Below are 12,440 nucleotides of genomic sequence, written 5' to 3'. Positions count from 1 at the left end.
ATGCGCATCCTGAATTTCATCAATCATTTGCTGGCCTGGCCATTGTTGTTGCTTATCCGTGTTTATCAGCTGCTGCTTTCTCCCTGGATAGGCAACCGCTGCCGGTTTACGCCTACCTGTTCAGTGTATGCACGGGAAGCCCTGCAGAAATATGGTTTTTTCAAGGGCGGTTATCTGGCGGTCAGGCGGCTTTTGCGTTGCCATCCTTTTGGCGGGAGCGGCTACGATCCGGTGCCTTGAGGTTATTTTGATTTTAAATCGGTATTCAGGATTTTCTGCCTGTATCTGCGGGTGGAGTTTTGCTGGCCAAGGCGATAATTCAGCCCGATTTTCCAGGAGGTAAACCGGAAATCGGAAACCGTGTGTTCTTGAAAATCTGCTCCCTGCAGGGTGGTTGTATATCTTCCGGTAAATCTGTTGCCCAGATTTTCTACCAGCGTAAATACCCGCAATTTTCCATGAAAGAATGCCCTGGATAGTTGCAGGCTGTTATAGCGAAAAGGCTGGCCGTAGCCTTGCAGCAACAGGGGTTTGAATTGGATATTCAGGTCTCCGTTTAGCAGCAAATGAGCAGGCAAACGACAGCTGAGATCGATACCTGCATTGCCGGTCAGCCCTTCGTGTGAAAGCTGATGATATTGCAGTCGGGTATAATTGCAAACGCCGTTGATACTCGTCTGCAAAATGTGAAACACAGAGAAGCTGATATATATGCTGATTCCTTCAGTATGTTGCTTATTCAGGTTTACATAAGAAGTTTGTAGTTGACCGGAATCGCTCGCCAGTGTGAGCGAAGAAATAGGATGAGTGGTCCATAGGGCATACACGGATGCGTCGAGATAAATGTTTTCTGTATTCAGGCTGTATTCCAATTCTGCATCATGTAAGCGTTCATTTTGCAGTTGTGAATTACCGGTATAGCTGTGTTGCAAATCCATTTTATCGGTATAGTTGTTCAGATAATCAGTAGAAGGCCTTGCGATTTTCTGAGTGTAGCTCCAGGTAAATTGTTGGGTTGAAGAAACTGGAATACGGAGTTTAATGCTCGGGAATAGGGATGATGTAAAGCGCCCGATATCCATCGTATCCGTCCACTCAGGGTGCAGGGCAGTGCCTTCCCATCTGATTCCTGCCTGCATTTGCCAGGATTTTTGCAGAAGCGTATACTGGGCATAAGCAGCGATTACATCCTGATTATAGCGGAAAGTTCCGGAGTTTGAAGGATCAGGAAGCCAGATATGCTGTGTAGGGTTATATTGTTCACTGGTGTATAAACTGCGATTATTGCGGATAATCCATTTTACACCGGTTTCCCATTTTTGTTTTGTATTGATGGCATGCACCAGACTCGATTGAAATGTCATTTCTCTGAATCGGGTATGATCGCTGCTTGCATACCAAGCGGAAGCATTTCCATTTGAATTAGCGGTATGTGCATAATGATCAAGGGTGATAAGCTGATTGAGAAGTATAGCAAAAGAAAGCTGGTTCGCTGGATTGGCAAAATGATGTGTGTAATCCATCGATCCATACAATCCCGGTTCTTGCGTAGGATGTTGGGTAAAAATTTGCAGCACATAGGGCGGCTGGAAAGAATTTTGATAGGTGGAGAAAGCAGATCTGGTGAACCGGTATCCGTAAGCATTCAAGGAAAGTCCGAATTCGTCATGTTCACCGGGCTGGAAAATAAAAGCCAGATTGCCAAACTGATAGGTTTCTTGGGTTGTATTGTTGGTGTTTTCCGTAAAAGGTTTTCCGAAAATGCTTCGTTCTATGGAATTGTATCCTGTATTTTTCAACGTATTCAGGGTATATGAGCCATTTATGTTCCATTTTCCTTTTCGGATGGCGATATAGCCATAGTCTGAATTGCGGTTTCGTGTACCCGTAACCACGCTCAGATTGCCTTCATACCCATCAAACCGTCGTTTTCGTGTGATGATGTTGATCACACCACCGGTGGCCTCGGCATCGTAGCTGGCTCCCGGCACGGTCATGATTTCAATATCCTGAATGATTGCCGGAGGCAAACCCCTCACCATGTCAAGAGTAGCAGGCATGCCGTTCACAAGTATTTTCACGTTTCTTCTGCCACGCAATATCAGGTTACCCTGTTCATCTAAAGAAACCATGGGTGCTTTTCTCAGCACGTCCAGTGAGGTTGTGGCGGTGAGCAGGGTGATTTCGTTTACGTGAAAAATAAGTTTATCCACCCGGTTTTCAATCGTGCTTCTTTTTCCCGAGATCTTCACCTCATGCAGGGCAATGGCTGTGGGTAGCAGCTTGATTATACCCAGATCAGTTGTACCATCATTCAGCAGGTGAAGCAGGGTATCGAGCGATTGATATCCTATGGCTTCCACATGCAGGCGATACATGCCTGTATCGGGCAGAGCGATTTGAAACCTTCCGGTGCTATCGCTCAACCTGCCAATTGAAGCCGATGAAGTAGCAGCATCAACGGATTGTAGGGCTATCCATGCATAGGGTACAGGATGGTCATGTGAGGCATCATAAACAATGCCTTTCAAAATGGGCTGAAAAAATAAAATTGATAATAGTGAAGCAAACAACATAAATAGGTATTTATGTTTTCGATGGCCTGGATTTTTTTACCAGGTATATACCGACTAAAGAGATTCCAATGTATAACAGATTAAAAAGGATATGGACTGTATAACTTGTTTTTCCAAGAATTCCCCCACATGCACATGGAATTTTAGAATAGAAAGTTATTAGCACCATTAAGTACAAGGTGAACATATTCATTAGAAATAAAGAAAATAATAACCCTATTTTATAAGTCTTAGTAAAAATCAACATTAGTGCTGTAAGAAGCTCCAGGAGTGGAATGAATATGCTTATTAAATTTATAGTACCTGGTATAATAAGAGGAGATTGTGAAATTGTAAATCTAAAAAACGAAAGGTTAAGTAACTTGATTAATCCAGCATAAATAAATAAAAAAATTAGCATGATTCGTATAAGTAGTAAAAAAAATTATTTTTCATTGTAAAATTTTATATTCAATTATATAACTACAATATAACCACCCTGTACGACATAAAGATTTTTTCAAAATAGAAATCACCATCGTGATAACAACAAACCGTCCCTGGGTGAATCATCCTGAGCATGGGATTGGTTTTTCATCAGCCCTTGATTCTATAGCAAGTAATGAACCCATAGCGCCACGCCAATAAAGAGCGCAACCAACGTGATGAAAATTTTCTTTTTCATATGTTATGATTTTTGACAAATCTAATTACTAAAATTTACTCATAAAATACTAGATTTTGATAATTTTTTTCCGATATCGTTATCGGGTTGTTTCTTCATTTCCTATGCTATGGTTTTCTGGTAGATGAATGATACGAAGCAATGAAACCAGGTTATTGAGTTTTAATTTCTTTCTAATGTTGTACATGTGTTTTAAAACCGTATTGTATGAGATATGAATTCTTGAAGCAATTTCTTTATAGCCATATCCCAGCTTTAGAAGCGATAATATTTCGGCTTCTCGTTTTGTGATATCGCTGAATAAATCCGCTTTGCTTCTGTAATCATCTATCAGTAGGGAAATGTTATCTTCATGAAAAAACATTCCGATAATATAATGTTTATGCTTTCCTGGCTTAACTTGAAGGTTCAATGGTAATAGCAAAAGAAATCCTTGCTGATATTTCTGGAATGGAATTTTTCTCAAGGTGGTTTTGATGAATTGAGCACTGAAAATAGGCTTTTGATGAATTTGAGCCACAAAATCATCTTGAAATACATTGAATCCACCCCCGCTCATATTAAGAAATTTTTTAAACGTTGAATTCGCATACAAAAAAGATGGGGGTTCACCTGCCAGATGTATAAGGCGGAAGGTATGGTCAGGTATTCGAAACCGTCCTTCAGGTTATCAATGATATTAGGCATTCATGGAAGATTACTAATCCTTCCAAGTTTAGCCTGAAATTACAGAAAAAGCAAGTTTTTTAATTGAAATGTTATTTTGTTGATTTCTGGCGTGTTGTTTTCATTTTCTGATTTTGTGTAGCTTTGTCCCGTCTTTTCAAGATCAGGGGATAGAAGCTTTGTTGGCATTTATCCCGAAATCAGGATCCCATGAGCGATTCATTTGTACACGACATTCACCTCTGGCCTTTGCTTTTGTATAGCGCTCTGGTTTTGCTTACCGCAGTCGGTATGTTGCTGTTGTCGCATTTTCTGGGTCAGCGACACGAAGAGCCAGCTACGGATGAGACCTATGAGTCGGGCATACCGGTTACGGGTTCGGCTCGTTTGCTTTTCCCCATTCATTTTTACATTGTAGCCATGTTTTTTGTGGTGTTTGACCTGGAGGCGGTTTTCATTGTGGCATGGGCTATTTCATTGCGGCAGGTCGGATGGGCGGGATATGCCGGGGTGTTGATCTTCATTTTCATTCTGGTGGCGGTATTGATTTACGAGTGGCGCCAGGGTGCTCTTGATTTTGGTCCGAACAGCAAAAAGATATTAAAAGCCTATTACAGGCGCATACAGCAAAAACGGAAATCTTCATGAACTGGTGGACAGCAAAGATAAATGAGCCCATGGCGGGTGGTTCCCTGCTGGACGAAGCAGTGAAACGTACCGTAGTACTTACCCGCCTGGATGATTTGATCAACTGGGGTCGGAAAAACTCCATCTGGCCGTTCAACTTCGGGCTTTCCTGCTGCTATGTGGAGATGGCCACCAGCATCACGAGCCGGTATGACGTGGCCCGTTTTGGTGCAGAAGTGATTCGCGGTACGCCCCGCGAGGCCGATTTGATTATCATTGCCGGCACGGTGTTCATGAAAATGGCACCCATCATTCAGCGGTTGTATGAGCAAATGATGGAGCCGCGCTGGGTGATTTCCATGGGTTCCTGTGCCAACTCGGGCGGCATGTACGATATCTATAGTGTGGTGCAGGGAGTAGATAAATTTTTGCCGGTGGATGTATATGTGCCAGGCTGTCCGCCCCGTCCGGATGCATTTTTGGAAGGCATTACGCTGCTACGCGAACGGGTGGGCAAGGAAAAAAGGCCGCTGAGCTGGGTGATTGGTCCGCAGGGCGTCATCAAGCCAGATAAGCCTTCTATGCGCGATCAGAAAATGGAGATGCGTCGTCAGATGACCGAGATCCGGCCGCCCGATGAAGTTTGAATCATCATTGAATACCAAACATTTGAATCATTGATTTGTATTATACCCAAAGGATATGTCCGATATTCCGTCCATACTGGAGCAGCGGTTTGCTGATGCCATACTGGCGCAACAAGCTACCCGGGATGAGATTCCAACGTTATGGATCAAGCCTGCTTCTATTCGGGAAGTCTTGCAATACCTGAAATACCAGATCGAGCAGCCTTATCGGATGTTGTATGACCTCACGGCGATAGATGAGCAAGCACGCACCCATCGGGAAGGGCAGCCTGATAGCCGTTTTACCGTAGTGTATGTGCTGTTTTCGTTTGAAAGAAATGCTTTTCTGCGCCTGAAAATTCCCCTGACCGATGAACAGCCGGTAGCACCCTCCGTGACCTCTGTATGGCCTTCGGCCAACTGGTATGAACGGGAAGTATATGATATGTTCGGGATTAGATTTGATGGACATCCCGATCTCCGGCGGATTCTCATGCCTCGCACCTGGAAAGGACATCCTCTGCAGAAATGCCATCCGGCAAGAGCTACAGAGATGGGGCCTTTTCAGCTGCCTCCTGAAAAACAGCACGAGGAAGAGGAAGCGCTTCGTTTCAGGCCTGAAGATTGGGGCCTGAAGCCGGAAGAAGTAGATCCAGAGCATTTTATGTTTCTAAATCTGGGTCCCCAACATCCGGGTACACACGGGGTGCTGCGTCTGGTACTGGAACTGGATGGCGAAGAAATTGTCCGCATCATACCCGATATCGGCTTTCATCATCGCGGAGCGGAAAAAATGGGCGAACGCCAATCCTGGCATACATATATCCCTTATACCGACCGGGTGGAATACCTGGGCGGCGTAATGAACAATTTTCCGTATGTGATGGCCGTGGAAAAGCTTGCTGGCATTGAGGTACCCGACCGGGTGAAGGTGATTCGCATCATGATGAGCGAGCTGTTCCGCATTTCCAGTCATCTGGTGTGGTATGGCACGTTTGCACAGGATCTGGGCATGATGACGCCTGTTTTTCTCATGTTCAACGATCGCGAACGCATCTTCGATATCGTAGCTGCCATTTGTGGCGACCGCATGCATCCCAACTGGTTTCGCATCGGAGGGGTGGTACAGGATCTGCCCAAGGGTTGGGATAAGCTTATCAAAGATTTTCTGGACTATATGCCCGGCCGGCTGAAGGAGTACGATAAGATGGTGATGCGCAACAGCCTGTTCAAGCGTCGCACCATTGGCATCGGCATTTATGATACCGATGAAGCCATTGAATGGGGGGTAACCGGGCCTGGGCTGCGGGCTACCGGCCTGGAATGGGATTTTCGGAAAAAACAACCTTATTCTGGCTACGATCAGTTTGAGTTTGATGTGCCTATTGGGAAAAATGGCGATTGCTATGATCGGGCCGTGGTGAGGGTGGAGGAAATCTGGCAAAGCCTGCGCATCATCCGACAATGTGTAGAAAATATGCCTTCCGGGCCCTATAAAGCCGATCATCCCCTCACCACGCCGCCCCTGAAGGAATACACGATGCAGGACATTGAAACCCTGATCAACCACTTCCTTGGCGTGACCTGGGGACCGGTGATTCCGCCCGGTGAGGCCATGGTGGGCGTGGAAGCTACCAAGGGGCATAACAGCTATTACCTGATCAGCGATGGCAATACCACATCCTATCGGACCCGTATCCGCACGCCGTCGTTTGCACACATGCAGTTTGTACCCATCATCAGCCGGGGATACACCATTCCCGATTTGCTGGCTATCCTGGGCAGTGTGGATTACGTGCTTTCCGATGTGGACCGATAAAATATCCATGCATGGACACACAAACACAACGCATATTAACCGATGACATGATTGCCGAAATCCGGGATATGTACCAACATTTTCCGGTGAAAAAAGCGGCTTGCATTGAAGCCTTAAAACTTATCCAGAAACATCATCGCTGGGTATCCGACCAGGCTGTGCAGGAACTGGCAGAAGTGCTGGACATGTCGCCCGACGAGATCGACAGTGTAGCCACGTTTTACAACCTGATCTTCCGTAAGCCTGTGGGCCGGCATGTGATCCTGATCTGCGACAGTGTGAGTTGCTGGATCATGGGGTATGAAAAAATCGCCGATTACCTGAAGCAGAAATTGGGGATTCAATTCGGGGAAACCACGCCCGACGGGCGTTTTACCCTGATCCCGATCTGCTGCCTGGGCACCTGCGACCGGGCCCCGGCCATGTTTATTGACGAAGATCTTCACCGTGACCTGACGGTAGAACAGATTGATGCTATTCTGGAAAGATATCCATAAACGCTGGAACGGAAAGAATCATGGAAAAACCATTAACAGCACATATTCCCAAAGACGGCAGCTGGCTGAGGCTAAAGGACTATGAGCGTGTGGGCGGATATCAGGGGCTGCGGCAGGCATTGAAGATGACGCCGAAGGAAGTAATCGATATGGTAAAGGATGCCGGCCTGCGGGGACGAGGAGGTGCGGGCTTTGCTACAGGGTTGAAATGGAGCCTGGTGCCCACACCCGATCAGATTCCCGGACCACACTATCTCATTGCCAATGGTGATGAAATGGAGCCGGGCACATTTAAGGATCGCCTGCTGCTGGAAGGCAATCCGCATCAGCTGATCGAAGGCATGATCATTGGCGCCTACGCCATTCAGGCTGAGTTCAGCTATGTGTTCCTGCGCTGGGGATATCAATTCGCTGAAAAAGCACTCGAGGAGGCCATCCACGAGGCCTATGAAGCCGGCTATCTGGGTAAAAACATTCTTGGCAGCGGTTTTTCTCATGAACTATCCGTCCATATCAGTGCAGGCAGGTACATCTGTGGGGAAGAAACCGCTTTGATCAACGCCCTGGAAGGCAAACGAGCCAATCCCCGCGCCAAGCCGCCTTTCCCGGTTGTGAGCGGATTTTTCGGAAGGCCCACCGTGGTCAACAATATCGAAACCTTATCCAACGTACCGCATATTCTCAGCAAAGGGGTGAGCTGGTATAAAAGCCTGAGTAAATGTGAGGATGGTGGTACCAAGTTGTATGGCGTAAGCGGAAAAGTGAAGAGACCTGGATTGTGGGAACTGCCGCTGGGTACGTCTTTCCGGGAAATCCTCGAAGAGCATGCCGGGGGTATGCGCGATGGATATCAGTTTAAAGGTGCCCTGCCAGGAGGTGGATCCACTGATTTTATCACGGCCGAACATCTGGATGTGGCAATGGATTACAACAGTGTAGCCAAGGTAGGAAGCCGCATGGGTACGGGTACTATTATTGTGCTGGACGATAAAACCTGCGTGGTGGGCATGGTGCTGAACCTGGAGCATTTCTTTGCCCAGGAATCCTGCGGCTGGTGCACCCCTTGCCGCGAAGGACTGCCCTGGACAGAAAAACTGTTGCTGGCGCTGGAAAATGGAGAGGGTAAAATGGAAGATTTGAAGATCTTCGATGACCTGACCCGCTATATGGGTCCCGGCAACACCTTCTGCGCTCTGGCTCCCGGCGCCATGGAGCCCCTGCAGAGCGCATTGAAACATTTCAGAGCAGATTTTGAACGACATATCCACGAACATCGTTGTCCGTGGAAATAAGCGAAGATTATGGCAACGATTTACATTGACAACGTTCCCTATGAGGTAAAAGATGGAGAGAACCTGCTCCAGGCCTGCCTTTCGGTGGGCAAAAACCTCACCTATTTTTGCTGGCATCCGGCCCTGCATTCCGTAGGAGCTTGCCGGCAGTGCGCCGTTATTCGCTATCGGGATGAAAACGATACCCGGGGACGTATCGTGATGGCCTGTATGGAGCCGGTGGCCGATCAGGCGCGCATTTCCATTGATGCGCCGGAAGCCAAAAAATTCCGTGCGCAGAATATCGAAAGCCTGATGATCAACCATCCGCACGATTGCCCGGTGTGCGATGAAGGCGGCGAGTGTCACCTGCAGGACATGACCGTGATGAGCGGGCACAATTACCGGCGTTACCGTTTTAAGAAACGTACGCACCTCAATCAATATCTGGGCCCCTTCCTGCATCACGAAATGAACCGTTGCATCCAGTGTTATCGCTGTGTGCGCTTTTACAACGATTATGCAGAAGGAAAAGATTTTGGAGTATTTGCGGCGCATGACGATGTGTATTTTGGCCGGTATGAACCGGGTGTGCTGGAAAACGAATTCAGTGGCAATCTCGTGGAAGTGTGCCCAACGGGTGTTTTCACTGATAAAACCCTGCGGAAGCGCTATACCCGCAAGTGGGATCTCACCAATGCTCCTTCCATCTGCCATCAGTGCGGATTGGGCTGCAATATCATTGCCAGCGAACGCTACGGCTCCCTTCGCCGTATTCTCAATCGCTACAACGGAGATGTAAACGGCTATTTCATTTGCGATCGTGGCCGGTTTGGATATGAATATGTAAACAGCCAGCGACGCATTCAGCATGCGCTCAAGCAGGAACCTGCCGGCCAATGGCAGGGATTGAAAAAAGATACGGCCATCCGGGAAATCCGCAACCGAATCAGGGCTGCCAAACGAGTCATTGGCATCGGTTCCCCGCGGGCTTCGCTGGAAAGCAATTTCTTGCTTCGGGAACTGGCAGGAGCCGAACATTTTTATGCAGGCGTATCCGAAAAGGAATCCCGGTTAATCAAAGAAGTTTTGCATATCCTCCGCCACAGCGGTGTGCGAACGCCTTCTTTAAAAGAAACGGAAACATACGATGCCATTTTTGTGATTGGCGAGGATGTGACCAACACGGCTCCCCGGCTGGCGCTTTCGCTTCGCCAGGCAGCCAAAAACCAGCCCAAGGAAAAGGCAAAAGCCCTGAAAATAGCCGATTGGAATGATGCGGCTATTCGGGAAGTCATTCAGGGACAGAAAGGCCCACTGTTCATTGCCGCTCCATATGCAACCCGGTTGGATGATGCTGCCCTGGCAACCCATCAGGCCCATCCCGATGAAATTGCGCGGCTGGCCTTTGCCGTGGCTCATCATGTGGATGCAGCTGCCGCAGATGCTGAATTGCCTGAAAAAGCAAAGGCTTTTGCCCGGCAAGTAGCCGATGCCCTTGTGGCAGCCAAAAAACCTTTGATTGTAGCCGGAACCAGTCTCTATAGCCCGTCTCTGATCCATGCTGCAGCCAATGTGGCTATGGCGTTGAAAAAAGCGGGAAAAGAGGCAGGGCTCACCTATACCGTGCCTGAAGTTAACTCCATGGGCTTGATGATGATGACCGATCAATACCTGGAGCAGGCCTTTGAACAGGTTTATTCGGGCCAGGCAGACATGGTGATTGTGGTGGAAAATGATTTGTATCGTCGTCTGCCTGCCGATCAAGTGGATGAATTTTTCCGGAAAGCCGGGACGGTAGTCGTGCTCGATTCCATTGCCCATCGCACGGGTGAGCATGCGCATTTCGTATTGCCGGCAGGAACCTTTGCCGAATCTTCTGGCACCGTGGTGAACAATGAAGGACGTGCCCAGCGGTTTTTTCAGGTCTATCAGCCCCGGAATGATATCCAGAGCACCTGGAAATGGCTGCAGGCCTTCGTGGAAAAGGAGCAGCTGGCTGCAGCTAATCTGGACGATGTGATTCAGCAGTTGACAATGGCTTATCCGGAACTGGAAGGCGTTCGGGAAGCAGCTCCTGGTGCACAATTCCGCGTAGGCACGCAAAAGATACCACGCGAGCCCCATCGCTACAGCGGCCGCACGGCCATGCTGGCGCATATCAACGTGAGCGAACCCAAACCACCCGAAGATCCGGACAGTCCGCTGTCCTTCACCATGGAAGGATATGTAGGCACACCGCCGGCTCCGCTCACACCCTTTTTCTGGTCACCAGGCTGGAACTCGGTACAGGCCGTCAACCGCTACCAGCAGGAAGTGGGGGGTATGCTTCGCGGCGGTAATCCCGGCCGGCGGCTCATAGAAGCCAACGGATCATCTTTGCAGTATTTTACCGACATACCTGCCGCCTTTCATCCAGACAATTTCCATTGGAATATTGTGCCCGCCTATCACATCTTTGGTTCTGATGAGCTTTCGGCACTCAGCGAGCCGTTGCAGGAGCGGATACCGGCATTGTATCTGGCGCTTTCACCCGCTGATGCCCAGGCATTGCAACTCCAGCCGGGTCAGCAGGCTGAACTTAACGTATCCGGGCAAACCCTTCGGCTACCGGTAGTGATCAGGCCTGATTTGCCGGGAGGATATGTGCTGGTGCCCAAAGGATGGGAAGCTACGGCAGGCTGGTTATTCCCTGTACAATCATCCCTTAAACCTATGCAAGTATGAGCGAAACCTGGATTCATATCATCATGGTGGTGCTGATTCTGCTGGTATTGCTAACCATTGCAGCCGGATTGATCTATGTGGAACGCCGCATGCTGGCCGTCTGGCAGGATCGCTATGGGCCCAACCGCACCGGACCCTTCGGATTGCTACAGGTATTGGCAGATATGGTGAAAATATTTTTCAAGGAAGACTGGATACCTCCTTTTGCCGATAAGAAAGTATTTGTGATTGCACCCACCATTGTGATGATGGCCGTGCTGATGAGTTTTGCCGTGATTCCCTTTACGCCGGGGATCGGTGTGGTGGATCTAAATATAGGCGTGCTGTTTTTCCTGGCCATGTCGTCGATGGGCGCATACAGTGTGGTACTGGCCGGATGGGCTTCCAATAATAAATATTCGTTGCTGGGGGGCATTCGTGGTTCGGCTCAAATGATTTCCTATGAGGTATTCATGGGTTTGTCGCTGATGGGCGTGGTAATACTGGCCGGCTCTTTTAACCTGCGCGATATTGTAGAGGCTCAGCGCAAAATCTGGTTTTTCATTCCGCAGATTGTGGGTTTTGTGATTTTCTTTCTGGCGGGCCTGGCTGAAACGCATCGGCTTCCCTTTGATATTCCCGAAGCAGAAAGCGAGCTGATTGCAGGTTATCATTCCGAGTATTCCGGGATGAAGTTCGGGATGTTTTTCGTGGGTGAATATCTGGGTATCACGCTGATTTCGGCACTGGTTACCACCCTGTATTTTGGCGGTTGGCTGGGGCCACATTTTCTGCCGCCTATTGTGTGGTTTTTAATCAAGATGTTTGCCTTTATCCTGTTGTTCATTTTAATTCGTGCTACCTTGCCCAGGCCTCGTTATGATCAGTTGATGTCGTTGGGATGGAAGGTGTTGTTGCCACTGGCATTGCTGAATTTGCTGGTAACGGGTGCTGTGGTATTGTACTGGCATTTGTAAATGCAAAAAAG

At 48.2% G+C, this 12,440-nt stretch carries 11 protein-coding genes; 8 read left to right on the top strand and 3 right to left on the bottom strand.

The features are described 5' to 3' along the window. The gene (gene yidD / locus BM367_RS03905; protein ID WP_177224098.1) at nucleotides 1–240 is read left to right on the top strand and encodes a membrane protein insertion efficiency factor YidD; all 240 of its coding nucleotides are present in this window, start codon (nucleotides 1–3) and stop codon (nucleotides 238–240) included. Nucleotides 241–242: 2 nt separating this feature from the next. On the opposite strand, the gene BM367_RS03900 is transcribed toward yidD, so the two are convergent. The 3 genes from BM367_RS03900 to BM367_RS03890 form a co-directional block, all read right to left on the bottom strand. Next, complete coding sequence (locus tag BM367_RS03900) at nucleotides 243–2,576, bottom strand: TonB-dependent receptor (protein ID WP_092457996.1); 2,334 nt, start codon at nucleotides 2,574–2,576, stop codon at nucleotides 243–245. A gap of 10 nt (nucleotides 2,577–2,586) precedes the next feature. Continuing rightward, nucleotides 2,587–2,985 carry a MauE/DoxX family redox-associated membrane protein gene (locus tag BM367_RS12315; protein WP_394333022.1) on the bottom strand — a complete coding sequence of 133 codons (399 nt, stop codon included), beginning with the start codon at nucleotides 2,983–2,985 and terminating at the stop codon, nucleotides 2,587–2,589. A gap of 334 nt (nucleotides 2,986–3,319) precedes the next feature. Continuing rightward, nucleotides 3,320–3,799, bottom strand: coding sequence for a helix-turn-helix transcriptional regulator (locus BM367_RS03890; RefSeq protein WP_092457989.1), 480 nt, complete (start codon nucleotides 3,797–3,799; stop codon nucleotides 3,320–3,322). A gap of 317 nt (nucleotides 3,800–4,116) precedes the next feature. On the opposite strand from BM367_RS03890, the gene BM367_RS03885 reads away from it, so the two are divergent. Genes BM367_RS03885 through nuoH form a run of 7 tightly spaced genes read left to right on the top strand, consistent with a single transcriptional unit; the run spans nucleotide 4,117 to nucleotide 12,429 of the window. Continuing rightward, entirely contained in the window at nucleotides 4,117–4,554 is a 438-nt protein-coding gene (locus BM367_RS03885) for an NADH-quinone oxidoreductase subunit A (RefSeq protein ID WP_092457986.1), read from the top strand. Further along, nucleotides 4,551–5,180, top strand: a complete 630-nt coding sequence (locus tag BM367_RS03880) for an NADH-quinone oxidoreductase subunit B (protein ID WP_092457984.1) — start codon at nucleotides 4,551–4,553, stop codon at nucleotides 5,178–5,180. The genes BM367_RS03885 and BM367_RS03880 overlap by 4 nt, the downstream gene beginning before the upstream one ends. A gap of 55 nt (nucleotides 5,181–5,235) precedes the next feature. After that, a complete protein-coding gene (gene nuoC / locus BM367_RS03875; protein WP_092457980.1) occupies nucleotides 5,236–6,978 on the top strand; it encodes an NADH-quinone oxidoreductase subunit C/D in 1,743 nt (580 codons plus the stop codon). A gap of 11 nt (nucleotides 6,979–6,989) precedes the next feature. After that, nucleotides 6,990–7,475, top strand: coding sequence for an NADH-quinone oxidoreductase subunit NuoE (gene nuoE, locus BM367_RS03870; RefSeq protein ID WP_092457977.1), 486 nt, complete (start codon nucleotides 6,990–6,992; stop codon nucleotides 7,473–7,475). 20 nt (nucleotides 7,476–7,495) lie between these two features. Next, nucleotides 7,496–8,767: an NADH-quinone oxidoreductase subunit NuoF gene (gene nuoF / locus BM367_RS03865; RefSeq protein ID WP_092457975.1), complete on the top strand. Its 1,272-nt coding sequence runs from the start codon at nucleotides 7,496–7,498 to the stop codon at nucleotides 8,765–8,767. Nucleotides 8,768–8,776: 9 nt separating this feature from the next. Beyond that, a complete protein-coding gene (gene nuoG, locus BM367_RS03860) occupies nucleotides 8,777–11,473 on the top strand; it encodes an NADH-quinone oxidoreductase subunit NuoG (protein WP_092457972.1) in 2,697 nt (898 codons plus the stop codon). Next, nucleotides 11,470–12,429 carry an NADH-quinone oxidoreductase subunit NuoH gene (gene nuoH, locus BM367_RS03855; protein WP_092457970.1) on the top strand — a complete coding sequence of 320 codons (960 nt, stop codon included), beginning with the start codon at nucleotides 11,470–11,472 and terminating at the stop codon, nucleotides 12,427–12,429. Before nuoG ends, nuoH begins: the two co-directional genes overlap by 4 nt. Nucleotides 12,430–12,440: the final 11 nt, after the last annotated feature.

Origin of the sequence: Thermoflavifilum thermophilum, assembly GCF_900116565.1 — a bacterium.
Classification (GTDB): domain Bacteria; phylum Bacteroidota; class Bacteroidia; order Chitinophagales; family Chitinophagaceae; genus Thermoflavifilum; species Thermoflavifilum thermophilum.
Note: the sequence above shows the minus strand (reverse complement) of the source record. Positions and strands in the feature narration are given on the sequence as shown.